The 17,448-nt window shown below is 69.2% G+C and carries 15 protein-coding genes; 12 read left to right on the forward strand and 3 right to left on the reverse strand.

Annotated features, from left to right (window positions below):
• The first annotated feature begins 88 nt into the window (after positions 1 to 88).
• A complete protein-coding gene (locus tag QSJ19_RS02125; RefSeq protein WP_286318036.1) occupies positions 89 to 1,051 on the forward strand; it encodes a methylenetetrahydrofolate reductase in 963 nt (320 codons plus the stop codon).
• 42 nt (positions 1,052 to 1,093) lie between these two features.
• On the opposite strand, the gene QSJ19_RS02130 is transcribed toward QSJ19_RS02125, so the two are convergent.
• The 3 genes from QSJ19_RS02130 to QSJ19_RS02140 form a co-directional block, all read right to left on the reverse strand.
• Positions 1,094 to 1,918, reverse strand: coding sequence for an LppM family (lipo)protein (locus tag QSJ19_RS02130; RefSeq protein WP_286318037.1), 825 nt, complete (start codon positions 1,916 to 1,918; stop codon positions 1,094 to 1,096).
• Between the two features lie 61 nt (positions 1,919 to 1,979).
• Complete coding sequence (locus QSJ19_RS02135) at positions 1,980 to 3,593, reverse strand: phytoene desaturase family protein (RefSeq protein WP_286318038.1); 1,614 nt, start codon at positions 3,591 to 3,593, stop codon at positions 1,980 to 1,982.
• Positions 3,590 to 4,246 (reverse strand): GNAT family N-acetyltransferase, encoded by a 657-nt coding sequence (locus QSJ19_RS02140; RefSeq protein ID WP_286318039.1) that lies wholly within the window; start codon positions 4,244 to 4,246, stop codon positions 3,590 to 3,592. The genes QSJ19_RS02135 and QSJ19_RS02140 overlap by 4 nt, the downstream gene beginning before the upstream one ends.
• Positions 4,247 to 4,511: 265 nt before the next feature.
• Here QSJ19_RS02140 and QSJ19_RS02145 point away from each other — a divergent pair, with 265 nt between their 5' ends.
• From QSJ19_RS02145 to ftsW, 11 genes are all read left to right on the forward strand, one after another.
• Positions 4,512 to 4,985, forward strand: coding sequence for an SAV_6107 family HEPN domain-containing protein (locus tag QSJ19_RS02145; RefSeq protein WP_286318040.1), 474 nt, complete (start codon positions 4,512 to 4,514; stop codon positions 4,983 to 4,985).
• 166 nt (positions 4,986 to 5,151) lie between these two features.
• Positions 5,152 to 5,559 carry an SCO2097 family morphological protein gene (locus QSJ19_RS02150; RefSeq protein ID WP_286318041.1) on the forward strand — a complete coding sequence of 136 codons (408 nt, stop codon included), beginning with the start codon at positions 5,152 to 5,154 and terminating at the stop codon, positions 5,557 to 5,559.
• A gap of 466 nt (positions 5,560 to 6,025) precedes the next feature.
• The gene (mraZ, locus tag QSJ19_RS02155; RefSeq protein WP_286318042.1) at positions 6,026 to 6,466 is read left to right on the forward strand and encodes a division/cell wall cluster transcriptional repressor MraZ; all 441 of its coding nucleotides are present in this window, start codon (positions 6,026 to 6,028) and stop codon (positions 6,464 to 6,466) included.
• A gap of 272 nt (positions 6,467 to 6,738) precedes the next feature.
• Complete coding sequence (gene rsmH / locus QSJ19_RS02160) at positions 6,739 to 7,680, forward strand: 16S rRNA (cytosine(1402)-N(4))-methyltransferase RsmH (protein ID WP_502876077.1); 942 nt, start codon at positions 6,739 to 6,741, stop codon at positions 7,678 to 7,680.
• The gene (gene ftsL / locus QSJ19_RS02165) at positions 7,677 to 8,621 is read left to right on the forward strand and encodes a cell division protein FtsL (RefSeq protein WP_286318044.1); all 945 of its coding nucleotides are present in this window, start codon (positions 7,677 to 7,679) and stop codon (positions 8,619 to 8,621) included. The genes rsmH and ftsL overlap by 4 nt, the downstream gene beginning before the upstream one ends.
• A 21-nt stretch (positions 8,622 to 8,642) precedes the next feature.
• Complete coding sequence (locus QSJ19_RS02170) at positions 8,643 to 10,568, forward strand: peptidoglycan D,D-transpeptidase FtsI family protein (protein WP_286318045.1); 1,926 nt, start codon at positions 8,643 to 8,645, stop codon at positions 10,566 to 10,568.
• Between the two features lie 194 nt (positions 10,569 to 10,762).
• A complete protein-coding gene (locus QSJ19_RS02175; RefSeq protein WP_286318158.1) occupies positions 10,763 to 12,403 on the forward strand; it encodes a UDP-N-acetylmuramoyl-L-alanyl-D-glutamate--2,6-diaminopimelate ligase in 1,641 nt (546 codons plus the stop codon).
• Complete coding sequence (locus tag QSJ19_RS02180; RefSeq protein WP_502876068.1) at positions 12,400 to 12,852, forward strand: UDP-N-acetylmuramoyl-tripeptide--D-alanyl-D-alanine ligase; 453 nt, start codon at positions 12,400 to 12,402, stop codon at positions 12,850 to 12,852. Before QSJ19_RS02175 ends, QSJ19_RS02180 begins: the two co-directional genes overlap by 4 nt.
• 124 nt (positions 12,853 to 12,976) lie before the next feature.
• Complete coding sequence (mraY, locus tag QSJ19_RS02185; RefSeq protein ID WP_286318046.1) at positions 12,977 to 14,071, forward strand: phospho-N-acetylmuramoyl-pentapeptide-transferase; 1,095 nt, start codon at positions 12,977 to 12,979, stop codon at positions 14,069 to 14,071.
• Between the two features lie 10 nt (positions 14,072 to 14,081).
• Positions 14,082 to 15,656 (forward strand): UDP-N-acetylmuramoyl-L-alanine--D-glutamate ligase, encoded by a 1,575-nt coding sequence (gene murD, locus QSJ19_RS02190; protein ID WP_286318047.1) that lies wholly within the window; start codon positions 14,082 to 14,084, stop codon positions 15,654 to 15,656.
• Entirely contained in the window at positions 15,653 to 17,386 is a 1,734-nt protein-coding gene (gene ftsW, locus QSJ19_RS02195) for a putative lipid II flippase FtsW (protein WP_286318048.1), read from the forward strand. Before murD ends, ftsW begins: the two co-directional genes overlap by 4 nt.
• Positions 17,387 to 17,448 lie beyond the last annotated feature (62 nt).

Raw genomic sequence — 17,448 nt, forward strand, 5'->3', positions numbered from 1 at the left:
AGGCTAGTGTCACGACCGGCGGAGGCCACCGCCCGGTCGCCGGGAGACGGGGCGGCGGTCCGGGGGGCGCCATCCGTACAATGTCCAGGTGACCTCATCCGCCAACCCGGCTCCCTCCATCCTCGATCGGCTCTCCGCGCCCCACCGGGGCCCCGTGCCGTTCTCGGTGGAGTTCTTCCCGCCCAAGGACGCCGAGGCGGAAGCCCGCCTGTGGCGTGCGGTGCGGACCTTCGAGCGACTGGGACCGGCGTTCGTCTCGATGACCTACGGCGCCGGCGGATCGACACGAGATCGCACCGTCCGGATCACCGGAGAGCTCGCGGCACAGACGACCCTGCTGCCCGTCGCCCATCTCACCGCGGTCAATCACAGCATCGCCGAACTGCGGGCATTGGTGGGCGCCTACGCAGATCAGGGCATCACCAACATCCTCGCGTTGCGTGGCGACCCGCCGGGGGATCCCCTCGGCGACTGGGTCCGGCATCCCGACGGCGTCGAGTACGCCGAGGACCTCGTGCGGCTGATCGACGACCTCGGCGACTTCCATGTGGGCGTCGCCTCGTTCCCCGAAGGTCATCACCGGGCGCCCGATCTCGATCACGACACCCGCGCGCTGGTGAACAAGCTCCGTGCCGGTGCGGAGTACTCCATCACACAGATGTTCTTCGACGTCGAGGACTTCCTCCGCCTTCGCGACCGCGTCTCGCGGGCCGACCCGGAGCAGGGCGCCAAACCGCTCATCCCGGGCATCATGCCGATCACCTCGCTGGCCACCGTCCGCCGCATGACGGAACTGTCGGGCTCGGTGATCCCACCGGATGTCTACGCACGTTTCGCCGACGCGGCCGGGGACGGCCCCGAGGAGAACCGTGAGGCCGTGCGAGCGGTCGGCATCGACTTCGCGACCGAGATGGCCGGTCGGCTGATCGCCGAAGGCGTTCCGTGCCTGCACTTCTGCAGCCTGAACTTCGCCAAGGCGACCAGCGAGGTGCTCGAGCGTCTCGGGGTCGACACGAGTTCGGTACTGCCCGCCACCAGCGCCGCGCGCTGACGGTCGTACCCGTCGTCGGACCGCAGGTTCCCGCTCAGTCGGTCACTTGCCCGACGACACCGTCGTGCGCGAGCTCGTCCGGCGGGGACGACCCGGCCGGGGACTGCGGTCACGCTTGCGGTAGGCGAGCAGGGCGATCGCCGCGACGGTCACGAGGCAGAGCAGCGCCAGGAACCATGACCAGCTGCTGACCGCCGCCGTGGCGGGATCGGCGTAGGTCGCGTCGGCACTGAAGTCCGACGGTTTGCGCGGCTCGGGGGTCCACGTCACCGTGTTCTCGCCGACCTGCTCCCCGTTGGTCGCCGTGACCGGACCGGCGAAGGTGACCGTCAACTGCACGAGGTCGCGCGCCGGGGTCAGATCACTCAGGTCCGCACTCCCACGGAATCGGACGACGTCGCCGTTGCGCTTGGCGGTCAGGTCCATGCTCATGGCCGAATCGCCGAAGGACGCGGCCACGATGTCGCCGAGCTGGCTGAACTGACCCGCGGTCAGGTCGGTGAACACCGCGCGCGTTCCGACGCGCGGGATCTCCTGCTGGTCTGCACCGTTCGTGTCGTCGTCATCGGCGCCGGGTGTCGTCGACGGAGCGGAGTCACCCGGGGTCGTCGGCGGAGCCTGCGACTCGGATTCCGGGACCGTGCTGTACTCGCTCACGCTGACGGCAGACGTCATCGACTCCGGTATGTCGAGCTTCGGCGCACCCCGGGGATTGTCCGGGGACGTGGCCACGACGACAGTGCCCGAGTAGCGGTCGCCGACGGTCGTCGAACGCTCCAGACATCCGGTGAGCAGGGGAGCAGCGGCGATCAGGGACAGCAGCATCACGATCGCAGACCAGCGGGATGACGAACGCACGCAGCTCATGGTGCCAGACCCGGGTCGTCGAACCACTCCGACGCACCCGGACGGAGCCGAGACCGCGTCTTCATCGGCGGCGCCGCAGCGCAAGCCGGGCCGAGATCCGGCCGCTGGCGCCGGTGACCCCACCGCCTGGATGGGTCGATGCTCCGGCGAGCAGGATGCCGTCGGCGCCAGGCACCCGATGTCCGGCGAGGTCGGGATGCGGCCGCCAGAAGAACATCTGATCGATGCTCATCTCGACGTGCATGATGTTGCCGCCGAGCAGCCCGAGCTCCTGCTCGAGATCGGCGGGCGTCTGGACGTGCGTGTGCACGATCCGGTCGGCGAAACCCGGCGCGTGACGATCGAGTTCCGCGACGACGGCGGCCGCCGCCTCCGGACCTGCCTCCGCCCACGTCCGTCTCCCGGTCAGCCGATACGGGTGCCACTGCGCCCACACATTCACCAGGTGGCGCCCGGCAGGTGCGAGAGTCGGATCGATCGCCGAGTAGCCCATCGCCACACAGGCCGGGCGCTCCGGGAGTTCACCGACCGACGCCGACGCATGTGCCCGGCGCAACTGCGCGCGGTCGGTCACCAGCAGACCGAGTCCGGAATGCACGCCGTGGGCCGGGAGGTCCGACGGCAGGTCCGGGTACTCGGGCAGGGCGTCGGTGCCCAGCCGCACCGCCATACCGATGCCGTCGCCGACGACGATCTGAGACCGCCAGCGCCGCAGTGTGTCCGGATCGTGGCCACCGGCTGCCAGCAGATCCATCGTCGTCAGCACGTGACAGGCCGCGACGATCGTCGTCGCGCACTGCGCGGGTCCGCCGTCGGTCTCGACCCGCCAGTGATCGCCGCACGGCGCGATCGAGGTGGCCGCATGGCCGAGCAGCACCTCGCCGCCGTCGGCGGCGAGTCGACGCAGCAAGGCCGCGGTCAGTGCACCGCTGCCGCCGATCGCGCGTCCGGGCGGGATGTCGTGCTGCAACGCGGCGAAACCGATCATCGGCGCGGTGCCGGGCGCGTTCATCGGTGGCCCGGACTGCGCCCCGAACCAGGCCAGCGCGGCCTTGAGCGGTTCGGCGGTGAACCACCGGTCGAGCAACGAGTCGCCCGAGGCCATCAGTTCCTGGGTGAGCGAGGCCATGGCCCCGGTCCGCCGTCCGATCGGCCCGGTGCGTGCCGTCGTCGCCGTGCCGGTAAGCCCGGAGAACGCGGTGGCGAACCGTGCGGGGTCGGGAGATGAGTAGAACGACTCCATGACCGCACGGGCACGTGGTCGCCACACGCCGACGAACCGACGGTAGGCGTCGGCGTCGGCGGCGCCGACGGCGCGTTCGATCGATGCGCAGGTGGCGTCGAGATCGGTCCGGAACACGATGGGTGCCGTGGTGTCGGTGCCCGGGCTGAAGGCCCACGGATCGCAGTCGACGTAGTGCAGGCCGTACTCGGCGAGCGACAGTTCGTCGAGGATCGGTGCGTGCCGGATCATCAGGTGCGCCGACGAACCCCGGTCGACGCGGTAGCCTGGGAACCGCTCGATCGTGGAGACGGCGCCGCCGGGCACCGTGTCACGTTCGACGACACGGACCGATCGCCCGGCCTGGGCGAGGTAGGCGGCCGCCACGAGTCCGTTGTGTCCTGCGCCGACGACGACAGCGTCGACGTGCCCATGCGCCGCGGAGGCGGTCATGAGTGGCCCCGCGGGTCGTCGGCGGCGAGCGGCAGCGACCGGCCGAGGAAGGCGAACGGCCGAGGGTCGCCGGTGAACGTGAAATGGCGCAGCACGTCGACGAATCCGAGTCGGCGGTACAGGGACCACGCGCGGTTGTCCTCGGCGGCGATCTCCGGGGTCGACAGCAACACCGAACGCTCGGTCCTGCCCGTGAGCAGTCGATGCAGCAGCCACTCGCCGATCCCGCGGCCCTGCGCCGACGGATGCACGTGCAGTTCGGTCAGTTCGAAGTAGTCACGGGTGACCTCGTCGATGTCGGCGTCGGGATGACCGGACTGACGCAGACCGAGCCTCAGCTGCTGATTCCACCACTGATCGCGGGCGCCCCGGTATCCGTACGCGATGCCGATGAGGATCTCGGTGTCGTCGACGGCCACCGGCCGGGACAGCCTGCGACGGACGACGTCGGGGGCGCGCACATCGGTCGGCGCAACGGTGGCCACCGCGCCGACGGCACGCCACCCGGGCCGTGAGATGTGGTCGCGCCACAGCGCCGCCCGGTGGATCTCGGTGCCGCGCGGATAGTTCATCGCGGTCACGTAGATGTCGAGGGCGGGTTCGAGCCAGATGCGGGCATCCTGCCCGGTCAGGTCAACGAGGCGGATCGTCAACGAACGTCTGTCCTCTCGTCGAACTCTCGGCATCCGTGCCGGCGGTCGTCTTGAAGGTGGGGCCTGCGCTAGCTATATTGAATATGTCGAACGGGTGTTCGATGAATCAGCCTCCGCAAGCTGTTCTGGCCACCCCGCCGACCCACACGCCGGGCCGGCGGCGAACGAGGGAAGCGTTTGCTGTCGGTCCGGCGTTGTACAAAGCAGTGACACCGCGAGCCGCGGTCCGACGAACACAGTACGACCAGCACCGAGGAGGTGTGAGATGCCCGGCCACCCGTCGACGACGCGTTCGGCGTCGGACATCGATCCGATCGTCGTCCGTCGGAGTCGTGACCTGCTCGATCGTGCCGAGATCCTGTTCGAGAACGCCGACGGTGTCGAGGACGGCGCCGAACGCTTCCGTCAGTACTACCTGACCGCACTGCGTGCCGCCGGCGCGGCGATCGAGATCCATGAACCGTCGATCCGGCCGGTCCGCCGCAGGCATTCGCGCAACGCCTGGAATCGTCTCCCGGTCGTGGTGCCGGAGCTCGCCGGACATGCCGACTTCTTCGCTGCCCGGTCGCAGACGCGGCTGGACATCGAGTCCGGACTCGTCCGCACCCTCGACGATCGCTCGATCGGGGCGATGCGCCGACAGGTCATCGCATTGCTCGATGACGTCGAAACGCTTCTCATCGCGTACGAGCAGGGCAAGCTGACGCATCAGAATGCGCGCCCAGATCGGACGGCGTGACATGACCCATTCGACCCAACCTCGGGTAATGGTGGTCGCCGGGAGATTCTGCTCGTATCATGGCAGATGAAGCCGTGGACGACGGCTGGACGGCGTCGACAGCGCGTGTGATCTCAGTGGTCGTATGTTGCTCGGGGCCGGTGGAGTTTGGGAGTTAGGAGGGTCGGTGCCTCTTTCGGAGCACGAGCAGCGGATGCTCGAACAGATCGAAAGCGCTCTGTATGCCGAAGACCCGAAGTTCGCGTCGAGTGTCAAGCATCGTCGCCTCGGGAGGTCCAGTGGCCGGCGGCGCCTGCAGGCGATCGCCATCTTCGTGGTGGGTCTGGTCCTCCTCGTCGGCGGACTCATCATCGATGTCCGGGTCGGCGGATTCCCGATCGTCAGTCTCGTCGGCTTCCTGATCATGTTCGGGGCGGGATTGCTCGCGCTCTGGGGCGGCGGCGACGGCAAGGCCGCATCCGCTTCCGCCAAGGGTGCGGGCGACGGTGCCAAGGAGTCGCGCGGCGGGGGACCGAAGCGCAAGTTCTCCGAACGCATGGAAGACCGCTTCAACAGGCGCTTCGAGCAGGAATAGACATCGGCCGGACTTCTCCGGCCGACACAGGTTCTCACTGAGGCCGCACACCGAGTGGTGTGCGGCCTCAGTCGTGTGCCTGGCCGGGTGTACCCGGGGGTTTGTCCCTGTCGCATCGGTGTTCCCCGTGGTGCCGCGCCCCGTGTTTGCATTCCCCACGGCGCCCCACCTGCATTCCCCACGGCGCCCCACCTGCATGCCCCACTTCGCCCCACGGGTGTCTGAGAGTGATCTCACCAGGCACTTTGATCATCTTCGGTCCCAGTGGTGACACGCAGTCGAGGCTGCGACGCGCCGTGTAACGGCGACACCCACCACTCCGCTGCGGCTGACTGAACTGCAGTTTTCTGATCGTGCGGGGTACGGGTGGAGTGTTGGGGGTGGAAAGTGGTGGAAAGTGGGGTACTGTGGCAGCACTGGGTGAGACGGACCGGACGTCGAACTCGGTGGGGCAGGAGGTGACGACATGTCCGTGCGATTTGTCGGCACCTACACGCCCCGGCTGGACGACAAAGGGCGGCTGACGTTGCCCGCGAAGTTCCGGGACGCATTGGCGGGAGGGGTGATGGTCACACGAGGCCAGGACCGCAGCCTGTCGGTGTACCGGTCCGAGGAGTTCGACGCGATCGCCGAACAAACCATGGCGGCATCGAGGAACAACCCCGAGGCGCGGGCGTTTCAGAGGTACTTCTTCGCGAGTACCGATGAGCAGCGCCCCGATGGGCAGGGCCGGATCACCCTGTCGTCGGAGCACCGGACTTACGCAGGCCTGTCCAAGGAATGTGTGGTGATCGGCGGTTTCGATCACCTCGAGATCTGGGACGCCCAGGCCTGGCGCGACTACCAGAGCGAGCACGAGGAGGACTTCTCCGCCGCGGGCTCCGCCGCACTGGATTCGTTGCTCTAGCCGGCTCGATGAGCGGGCGAGAAGTGAATAAGGGATCGGGTGGGTCGAGGCCTCGGCCCGGCGCGACCCTGGCGTACTTCCCCAACGCCAGGTGCGCGATCGGGCCGAGACCCCGCCTCATCGGACACCCCGGCAGCGCCGGGGCCGCATTCAGCAGTGAACGAGTCGAGCCGCACAGTCCGAGGAGAAGGCCGGTGAACGCACGCCACGAGGAGCCCGAGGACGACCCGGGCACCCCGCGGCGCTCCGGCGAGTTCGGGCACCTCCCCGTGATGGCGGCACGGATGATCGACCTGATCATCCCGGCATTCGACGCTCCCGCCGACAGCGGACCGGTCTTCGTCGACGGCACGCTCGGTGCCGGTGGCCACACCGAACTCATACTGCGTGCGAACCCTGACGTGCGGGTCATCGGAATCGACCGCGACAGTTCGGCGTTGGCGATCGCTCGTGATCGGCTGGCCGAGTTCGGCGACCGGATCACGTTCCATCAGGCCCGATTCGACGAGATCGGAGAGGTCGTCCAGGCCGCCGGTACGCCGCTCGTGGACGCTGTCCTGTTTGACCTCGGCGTCTCTTCGATGCAGCTCGACCGGGCGGACCGCGGCTTCGCGTACTCCGTCGACGCGCCCCTGGACATGCGCATGAATTCAAGCGAGACCACCACGGCCGCAGACGTTCTGAACACTTACACCCAAGGTGAACTGGCGCGGATCCTCTCCGAGTACGGCGAGGAGCGGTTCGCCGGGAAGATCGCCAAGGCCATCATCCGCGAACGTGAGCGCGAACCGTTCACCACCAGCGCACGTCTCGTCGAGCTCCTCTACGACAGCATCCCGGCAGCCACCCGACGCACCGGCGGGCATCCGGCAAAACGCACCTTCCAGGCGCTGCGTATCGAGGTCAACCACGAGCTCGACGCGCTGCGCCGTGCACTCCCGGCCGCGCTGTCGGTGCTGCGTGTCGGAGGGCGGTTGGCGGTGATGAGTTATCAGTCGCTCGAGGACCGGATCGTCAAGCGGGAGTTCGCCACCCGGACGACGTCGACGTCGCCGCCCGGTCTTCCGGTGGAATTGCCCGGCTCCGCACCGGATTTCCGGTTGGTGACCCGTGGGGCGGAGCAGGCCGACGACCACGAACGTGAGCTGAATCCCCGCTCGGCCCCGGTGCGGGTCCGGGTGATCGAACGTGTCGACGAAAAGGATCGCGCATGACGCTGCTGCAGGACATCGACGTCGATGACGACGAGGTCGGCGCCGGCCGGACGCGCCGGGTCCGACGGGAAACCGCCGGCACCGAACGGGCCACCAGATCGCGTGCGGCTCAACGGGCCATCGATCGCCGACGCAAGCGGATCGATCGAGAGAAGCGCACCGGGCGGTCCGTCGACCGGACACCGGTGGTCACCTCGGCTCCGCGCGAGACGATGTCGTTGCGCGCACGGATCACCGGCATCCCGTTCGTCGTCCCGGTGATCGCGCTGCTCGTCGTCGGGCTCGGTCTGAGTCTGTGGCTGTCGACGAAGGCGGCCGCCGACTCGTACCGGCTCGGTGAGGAGCGCCAGGAGAACCAGGCGTTGCTCGACCGCCGCGACACCCTCAAGCGCAGCTACGAATCGGGCGACTCCGCACCGGAGCTGGCCGACAAGGCGTCCCGGCTCGGTCTGATCCCCGCGAAGAACCCGGCGCGCATGATCGTGGACGGGTCCGGACGGCCGCGGGTGGTCGGCGATCCGGAACCCGCGCAGGGCAAGGCGATGCGCTCGATCAACCCGTCGACCGGGCCCGACCCGGTGGAGAAGATCGACCCGAAGAAGGTCGACGACTCCGAGGGTCTTCCCGGTGGTTCGTCGGCGGGGTCAGTTGATGCGCAACCGGATTCGTCGAACGGCACGCAGCCGAGTACGCCGTCGCAGCAAGCTCCATCCCCGGCGGCGCCGACGACCGCACCGAACACCGCCGCACCGAACACCGCCGCACCGAACCCGGGGTCGAACACGACGACTCCGACAACTCCGGCCCCTTCGGCCGGCCCGCAGAATCCGCCTGCGCCGACGGCTGTTGCGCCTGCGCCGAACGTACTGCCGCCGAGTACCAACGCGAGTGCTCCGGCCAACGCCAACGCGCCGGGCGTAAATGGGCCGCAATCGCGATAGTCGAGTGGACAATTGGCAACCATGACACGTGCCGTCTTCCAGCGCCTCGACATGTCCGGGCGCGGACGAGGTGGCCACGGCGGATCCGGACGGGGCGGCTCGGGCCGTGGCGGTTCCGGATCGTCGGGAGGTCGCGGTCCGCGCCGTCCCGAGGCGTTCCTCGGCCGCAGCCGAATCGCCGGTGCCATCGTGATCCTCGCGGTGATCGCCGTCGCCGTCCGGATGATCGTGGTCCACACCGTCGAGGCCTCCTCGATCTCGGCCCAGGCCGCCCAGCAGCGCGAGTACACCCAGGTGCTGACCGCCAAACGAGGGGCACTGCTCGACCGCAACGGCAAACCGCTCGCCTACACCGATGAGGCGCGGTCACTGACGTTCCTGCCCAAGGCGGTTCGCAAGCAGATCGAGTCCGCTCATCGAGAGGATGCCGCCCTCCCGGACGTCGACACCCGGCTCCGGGAGATCGCCAAGGGTGTGTCCTCGGCACTGGGAGGGTCGATCAGCGAACAGGACCTGCTGTCCAAACTGACCAGCGACGACACCTTCGTCTACCTGGCGCGCTCGGTGAGTCCCGAGACGGCGAACACGATCACCACCGAGTTCCCCGAGATCGGTGCCGATCCGCAGAGCATCCGGCTGTATCCGGGTGGATCGTTGGGCGCCAACATCATCGGTGACGTCAATTATGACGGGAACGGGTTGATCGGTCTCGAGGCATCCCTCGATTCGGCCCTGGCGGGCACGAACGGCTCGAAGACCTATGACCGCGGGTCGGATGGGGCGATCATCCCGGGCAGCACGCGCAACGTGCATCCGGCGATCAACGGTGCCACGGTGCGGCTCACGATCGACTCCGACATCCAGTGGTTCGTCCAGAGTCAAGTGTCGGCGGCCAAGGCCGCCTCCGGCGCCCAGAACGCGTCCGCGGTCGTGCTCGATTCGCGCACCGGAGAGGTGCTGGCGATGGCCAACGACAACACTTTCAACGCCTCGAAGCCGTTGGACGAGCAGAAGGATGCCGACCTCGGCAACCGCGCGGTCACGTCGCCGTTCGAGCCCGGCTCGGTGAACAAGATCATCGCGGCGGCCGCGGCCATCGAGTACGGGGTGACCACACCCACCGAGGTGTATCGGGTACCCGGCAGCATCAACATGGCGGGTGTCACCGTCAACGATGCGTGGTCGCACGGCGTCGAGCCGTACACCACCACCGGTATCTTCGGGAAGTCGTCGAACGTGGGCACCCTGATGCTCGCCAAGAAGATCGGGGAGAAGCGGTTCGCCGACATGGTGACCCGCTTCGGACTCGGTCAGCGGACCGGTGTCGGACTGCCCGCCGAGAGTGCCGGAGAGGTCCCGGCCCTCAGCCAGTGGTCGGGTGGTTCCTTCGCGAACCTGCCCATCGGACAGGGTCTTTCGATGACCCTGCTGCAGATGACCGCCATGTATCAGGCGATCGCCAACAACGGCATGCGCATCCCGCCGCGGATCATGGCGTCCGAGCAACGCGACGGGCAGCCCACCGACGACGTCGCCCGGCCCGATGGCGTGCGCGTGGTGAGTCCGCAGACCGCTACCACGGTGCGCGACATGTTCCGTGCCGTCCTGCAGAAGGATCCGATGGGTGTGCAGCAGGGCACCGGCTCGACCGGTGCGGTGTCGGGTTATCAGCTCTCCGGCAAGACCGGTACGGCCCAGCAGGTCGATCCGGCGTGCGGGTGCTACTCCAACTCGAACTACAACATCACGTTCGCCGGCATCGCCCCCGCCGACAATCCGCGCTACGTCATCGGAATCATGCTCGACAATCCCAAGCGCAGCTCCGATGGCAGCGGGGGACAGTCGGCGGCGCCGATGTTCGGCACGCTCGCGTCGTGGCTGCTGCAGCGCGATCGGGTCTCCCTGTCCCCGGGGCCCACGCCGCGGCTGACGCTCGAGGCGCGGTGAGTGTGACTCACACCCAGGTTGACATGCACGAGGTGCCGCGCGATCGGGACCTGATCGCGCCCCTCTGACCGGCGTTCGGTGCCCGGTTCTCACCGATACGCGTGCGATGAGGGCCTGACGGTATCGTGAGTGCGTTCTTCCGGGCCCGGACCGGGTCTGTCGAGATGATCAGCGAGGGGAGGCGGATCCAGGCGATGGCGTCGACTCGCCGTAAGCGCGCGCAGGTGGCCGAGGTGATGCCGCGCCCGACCAGCGTGGCACCGACGGCGGTGTCGGTGCTGTCCACGGCGACCGGGGCGCGTCTCGACCTGATCGGGTCGGTGCCCGCCGATGTCGAGGTCACCGGCGTGACCCTGCGGGCCCAGGACGTGATCCCCGGCGATCTGTTCGCCGCCCTGCCCGGCGGTCGGACCCACGGTGCACGCTTCGCCGAACAGGCGCTTGCCGCCGGGGCGACGGCGGTGCTCACTGATCCGGCCGGGCGCGACGAACTCACCAGTGTCCTCGGGCCCGACGCGGCCTGTGCCGTCCTCATCCATCCCGAGCCGCGGACGGTCCTCGGACCGGTCAGCGCCCGCATCTACGGCTATCCGTCCCAACGCCTGAAGCTGATCGGCATCACCGGGACCTCCGGCAAGACCACCACGGCCTACATGGTCGAGGCGGCACTGCTCGCCGGTGGCCATTCCGTCGGCCTGATCGGCACGGTGCAGACCCGCATCGACGGCGTCGCCCAACCGAGCGCGCTCACCACCCCGGAGGCCCCGACATTGCAGGCGATGTTGGCGACGATGCTCGAGCGCGGCGTCGACGCCGTCGTCATGGAGGTGTCGAGTCACGCCCTGTCGCTGGGCCGGGTCGACGGCGCCCACTTCGCGATCGGGGCGTTCACCAACCTGTCCCAGGACCACCTCGACTTCCACCACACGATGCGGGCCTACTTCGATGCGAAGGCCCAACTGTTCGCTCCGGCGTCGTCCACCCGCGCGGTGCGGCCGGTCATCTGCGTCGACGACGAGTGGGGCCGACGGATGGTCGAGGTCGCCGGCGCGGACCCGCAGACGACACCGGTGACGGTGTCCACCGGCCCGGTTCCCGCGTCGTGGCACGCAGGGCCGTCGTCGGTGGACGCCGACGGGGTGCAACACGCCACCGTGACCGCGCCCGGCGGGGTCGAGCACGACCTCACCGTCCCGCTACCCGGTCGCTACAACGTCGCGAATGCCCTGACCGCCCTGGCGATCGCCTCCGGCGCAGGTGTCGTGACCGCGACCGCCATCGACGCGATCGCCGGGGTCTCGGTGCCCGGCCGACTAGAGCGGATCGACCGCGGCCAGGACTTCCTCGTCCTCGTCGACTACGCGCACAAACCCGCCGCACTCGACGCGGTGATCGCCACGCTGCGCGATCAGACGCGCGGGCGGATCGGTGTCGTCGTCGGCGCGGGCGGCGACCGGGATACGGGCAAGCGTCCGATGATGGGCGAGATCGCTGCCCGCGGAGCCGACCTGCTGATCGTCACCGACGACAACCCACGCTCCGAGGATCCGGCCGCGATCCGGGCCGAGGTCATGGCCGGGGCCGACCGTGTGCGCGCCGAGGGTGGCGGCGCCGCGGTGGAGGAAATCGGTGATCGTGCGGACGCGATCTCGACGGCGATCGCCTGGGCGCAGACCGGCGACGCGATCCTCATCGCGGGCAAGGGCCACGAGACGGGACAGGAGATCGACGGAGTCAAGCATCCGTTCGACGACCGGGTGGTGGCGACGCAGTCACTCGACCGACTCCCGGGTGTCGCCGGCGAGGCCGCTTCGGATCGGGAGAACGGGGAGTGAGCGCGCCGCGGGTGCTCGTCGCCCCGGTCCCGGCCGGGATCGACGACGTGCGGACGATGTTGCGGGATCTCGCCGAGGCCGGCGCCGTCGCGCGCGCCGCCGACGACACGAGCCGCACGTGGGTGATCATCGGCGAGGTCGCCGTCGGCGCCGGACTCAGCGAGAACGACGGTGTCGTCGAACACGATCGGCTCGGCCGTCAGGCGGTTCGACTCGCCGTCGACAAGACGCTGTGTGTCGGAGGGTCCCGATCGGTGCGCGCACTGCATCAGGGGGCGATCATGGAAGGCTCCTGGGGGGACGAGGCGCGCCTGGTCGCCTCGACTGCCGAGGCACGAGAACTGCTGAGCGAACCGGGGGACTGGTGTCCGGAGTCCGCGGACGTCGTCTTCGTCGCCGCCGCGAGCCCGGAGATCGCCGCGCTCGCGGAACTGTGGCGGGACGGGTGATGACCGACGTGGCTGCACGGCGACGACCCGCACGAGAGGGGATGGCAGCCGCGCCCCGAGACCGACCGACCGACGACGAACGAGAGAGAGCCACGACGGTGACAGGGCAGACGAGGACGACGCGGTGACACAGATCCTGATCGCGGGCGGCATCGCGCTGGCGGTGTCGATCCTGCTCACCCCGTTCCTGATCCGGCTGTTCACCCGACAGGGTTTCGGTCAGGAGATCCGGGTCGAGGGTCCGCAGAGCCATCAGACGAAGCGCGGGACGCCGTCGATGGGTGGCGTCGCGATCCTCGCCGCGCTGTGGGCCGGGTACCTCGGGTCGCATCTGGTCGGGCTGTTCACCGGTGGTACCGGAGTGACGGCATCCGGCTTGTTGGTCCTGGGTCTCGCGACGGCGCTCGGCATCGTCGGCTTCCTCGACGACATCATCAAGATCCGCAAGCACCGCAACCTCGGCCTGAACAAGACCGCGAAGTCGATCGGGCAGTTCGTCGCCGCCATCCTCTTCGGTGTGCTGGTGCTGCAGTTCCGCAACGACGCCGGCTACACCCCGGCCAGCACCCACCTGTCCTATGTCCGCGACATCGACGCCATCTCGATGTGGTCGGCGGTGTTCGTGGTGTTCTGCTGGCTGGTCGTCGCGGCATGGTCGAACGCGGTCAACTTCACCGACGGACTGGACGGTCTCGCCGCCGGATCCATGGCGATGGTCCTGGGCTCCTACGTCCTCGTGACGTTCTGGCAGTACCGCAACGCGTGCACCGGTGGGCCGAAGGCGACGCAGGAGATCACCCCCGGTTGCTACGTCGTCCGTGATCCCCTCGACCTCGCGCTGATCGCCGTCGCGGGCGGCGGCGCCTGCCTCGGGTTCCTGTGGTGGAACGCCGCACCCGCCAAGATCTTCATGGGCGACACCGGATCCCTGGCGCTCGGCGGCATGCTCGCCGGATTGTCGATCACGACCCGCACCGAACTGCTCGCCGTCGTCATCGGTGCACTCTTCGTCGCCGAGATCGTCTCCGTCGTCATCCAGATCGCGTTCTTCCGGACGACCGGCCGACGGGTGTTCCGCATGGCACCGTTCCATCACCACTTCGAACTCGGTGGCTGGGCCGAGACGACGGTGATCATCCGATTCTGGCTGCTGACGGCCATCGCGTGCGCTCTGGGCCTGTCGTTGTTCTACAGCGAGTTCCTGGCCGTCAGTGGCTGATCGGCAGACGATGACCGATGTGACCGAGCTGGCCGGCAGGCCCGTCGTGGTGGCCGGCGCCGGGACGGCCGGGCGGTCGGCGGCACGGTTCCTCACCGGCGTCGGTGCGCGGGTGACGGTCGCGGATGCGCGGTTCGGGCCGGACACCCCCGCCGACGACGAGCTCGCGGCGCTGGGAGCGCGGACGGTGGCGATGTCGGAACTGCTCGACGACGACTCGTGGAGCGCGACGACCGACCTGATGATCGTGTCTCCCGGATTCGCGCCGACCCACCCGCTCATGCAGCTCGTGGCCGATGCCGGCCTCCCGATGTGGGGGGAGGTCGAACTCGCCTGGCGGGTGGACCGCGCCGGGATGCTCGGGGCGCCCCGCACCTGGCTGGTGGTGACCGGGACGAACGGCAAGACCACGACCACCTCGATGCTGGCAGAGATCGTCGATGCCGCCGGGCTGGCGGGCGCGGCGTGCGGCAACATCGGCCTCCCGGTTCTCGACGCCATGCAGCAGGAACCGCGTGTCGACGTGCTCTGCGCCGAACTGTCGTCATTCCAGTTGCACTGGGCGCCGTCGGTGTCGCCGGACGCCGGCGTGGTGCTCAACATCGCCGACGATCACCTCGACTGGCACGGATCGTTCGACGCCTACGCCGAGGCGAAGACCATCGCGCTGCACGGTGCGATCGGGGTGGTGGGCCTCGACGACCGGGTGGCCTCGGCATTGCCGGTCGCGGGCCGCCGCGTCGGTTTCACCCTCGGTGCACCCGGCGACGACGAGCTCGGCATCGTCGACGGGACGCTCGTCGATCGCGCGTTCGGGCCGGACCGGGAGTCGCGGGAGTTGGTCGAGGCCGACGTCATCCGACCACCGGGACCGTCGGGCGTCGCCGACGCACTGGCGGCCGCGGCGATCGCGCTGGCCATCGGTGTCACGCCCGAGGCCGTGGCGGCCGGCCTCCGGGGATTCAGCCCCGGGGCACATCGTGGGGACGTCGTCGCCACGGTCGACGGTGTCGACTACATCGACGACTCCAAGGCCACCAATCCGCACGCGGCGCAGGCCGCGATCCGCGGTCACCGGCGGGTGATCCTCGTCGCCGGCGGATTGCTCAAGGGAGCCTCTGTCGACGAGCTGGTGCGCGACACCCGCGAACGCCTGGCCGCCGTCGTGGCCATCGGACGGGACCGCGATGTGATCGTCGAGACGATCGCGCGACACGCCCCAGAAGTCCCAACAGTCACAGTATTCACAGGGGACGATGGTCGGGTGACTGTTCAGCTCGCGACCGCGACCCTCGAGGATGCCCTGCCCGCGGACCTGACGCGCCCCGCCTCGTCGGACGATCCCGACGCGCGGTCGTCGGCGACCCGGGATGACGAGGCCGCGGCCGTCGCCGTGATGGAGCGTGCCGTCGCGATCGCCGCGCACCTCGGCCGTGTCGTCGACGACCGCCCGGATGCGGTGCTGCTGGCCCCGGCCGCGGCGTCATTGGACATGTTCGCCGGCTACGGCCGGCGCGGCGACGCGTTCGCGGCCGCCGCCCGAGCGTTACCCGGGGCGGCGGACACGAGCGGGTCGCCGCGATGAGCGGCACCTCCGACGCATCGTCGTCGGCGTCCACGCCGGACGTGAAGGCCTCCTCGGCATCGTCGGCGTCGACCGGTCACACCTGGGGCGCGACGATCGTCGAGGCCGTGCGCAACCTGCTCGCCCGGCCACTCGCGTCGTATCACCTGATCCTCACCATCGCGTTCCTGCTGACCGCATTCGGACTCGTGATGGTGCTGTCGGCGTCGTCGGTCGAGGGCTACTCCAAGGACGGGTCGTCGTACGGGCTCTTCGCCACGCAGGTGATCTTCGCGCTCCTCGGCCTCGTCGGCTTCTACATCATGCTGCGTATCCCGGTGCGGTTGCTGCGGCGGGTCGCGGCCCCACTGATCATCGTGACGACGATCCTGCTCGCGCTGGTCCTCGTCCCCGGCATCGGCACCCTCAGTCAGGGTGCGCGCCGATGGTTCGTCGTCGGCGGGTTGTCGGTGCAGCCGTCCGAGCTGGTCAAGGTCGCCCTGTGTGTGTGGGGTGCGCATCTGCTCGCGTCGCGTCGTCGGGAGAACGCGTCGCTCAAGGAATTGCTGATCCCGCTGCTCCCGGTGGCTATGCTGATCTGCCTGCTGATCATCCTCGAACCCAATCTCTCCACGACGATCACCATCGCGATCATCGTCGGCGCACTGCTCTGGTTCGCAGGCCTGCCAGCCAAGGTGTTCCTGTCGTTCGCCGCCGTCGGAACCGCGCTGGCCGTGCTGCTCGCCCTCGTCGAGGGATACCGGTCGCAACGCGTGATGAGCTTCCTCGGGAGTATCGACGACCCGCAGGGCGCGGGGTACCAGGCGCGGCAGGCGACGTATGCGCTCGCCAACGGCGGGGTCTTCGGCGTCGGCCTCGGGCAGAGCCGGGCGAAGTGGAACTACCTCCCGAACGCACACAACGACTTCATCTTCGCGATCATCGGTGAGGAACTCGGACTCATCGGCGGCCTGTTGGTGGTCATCCTGTTCGCCATCCTGGCCTTCATCGGCTTCCGGATCGCGGCCCGGTCGGTGGACCCGTTCCTGCGACTGATGACTGCGACGATCACCGTGCTCATCACCGCCCAGGCGTTCATCAACATCGGATACGTCATCGGTTTGCTGCCGGTCACCGGCATCCAGCTGCCCCTGCTGTCCGCGGGTGGTACGTCGACACTGACGGTGCTGGCGATGCTCGGCCTCCTGGCGAATGCGGCCCGGCACGAACCGGAAGCCGTCGCCGCGCTCGTCGGCGGCGACGAGGGCCGTCTGGGCCGGTGGCTGCGACTGCCGGCGCCGGTGCCGTACCGACCGAGCCGGGCCGACGCCCTGCGCGACCGACTCGACCGCCGCCGTCCGGACCGTGCCCAGGCCGACCGGGCACGCCCCGGGCGGGCGCGCCCGACCCCGCCGGCCGCCCCGTCGCGCTGGGCGCGACTGCGCCGTCGGCGTTCCGGGCCGGCGGAGCAGCCCGCACGCGATCAGGCCCCGTCGCGGGCCCGGGCACCGCGCACGTCCACAATTCGGGTCGACTACCGTACGGGGTATTCCGGCACGGCTGATCGCGGTGACGGTTCGGTCTCCTCCTGGTCGCCCCGTGCGGCCTCGGCACGATCAGGTGCGACGCGTTCGGCGTCGGCGCGGTCGGGTTCGGCCCGGGGAGGGGGCGGACATGCGACCGGCGATCGGCGGACGACGTCGGCGCCGCAGTGGCGTCCGACGGATCGGCCCACCTGGTCGCGACGCTGACGTCGGGGCGAGCCACGCTCGCCCGCCGGTAACCGACGTTCACAGATGCGAAATGGAGTAGT

This window comes from Gordonia sp. ABSL11-1, from assembly GCF_030315685.1.
In the GTDB taxonomy this organism is placed as follows: Bacteria; Actinomycetota; Actinomycetes; order Mycobacteriales; family Mycobacteriaceae; genus Gordonia.

Excerpts from the sequence above, each read along its gene's own strand:
- ftsL (WP_286318044.1), top strand. The coding sequence starts at position 7,677 with ATGACGCTGCTGCAGGACATCGACGTCGATGACGACGAGGTCGGCGCC.
- QSJ19_RS02170 (WP_286318045.1), top strand. The coding sequence starts at position 8,643 with ATGACACGTGCCGTCTTCCAGCGCCTCGACATGTCCGGGCGCGGACGA.
- QSJ19_RS02135 (WP_286318038.1), bottom strand. The coding sequence starts at position 3,593 with ATGACCGCCTCCGCGGCGCATGGGCACGTCGACGCTGTCGTCGTCGGC.
- mraZ (WP_286318042.1), top strand. The coding sequence starts at position 6,026 with ATGTCCGTGCGATTTGTCGGCACCTACACGCCCCGGCTGGACGACAAA.
- QSJ19_RS02145 (WP_286318040.1), top strand. The coding sequence starts at position 4,512 with ATGCCCGGCCACCCGTCGACGACGCGTTCGGCGTCGGACATCGATCCG.
- murD (WP_286318047.1), top strand. The coding sequence starts at position 14,082 with ATGACCGATGTGACCGAGCTGGCCGGCAGGCCCGTCGTGGTGGCCGGC.
- rsmH (WP_502876077.1), top strand. The coding sequence starts at position 6,739 with ATGGCGGCACGGATGATCGACCTGATCATCCCGGCATTCGACGCTCCC.
- ftsW (WP_286318048.1), top strand. The coding sequence starts at position 15,653 with ATGAGCGGCACCTCCGACGCATCGTCGTCGGCGTCCACGCCGGACGTG.
- QSJ19_RS02130 (WP_286318037.1), bottom strand. The coding sequence starts at position 1,918 with ATGAGCTGCGTGCGTTCGTCATCCCGCTGGTCTGCGATCGTGATGCTG.
- QSJ19_RS02175 (WP_286318158.1), top strand. The coding sequence starts at position 10,763 with ATGGCGTCGACTCGCCGTAAGCGCGCGCAGGTGGCCGAGGTGATGCCG.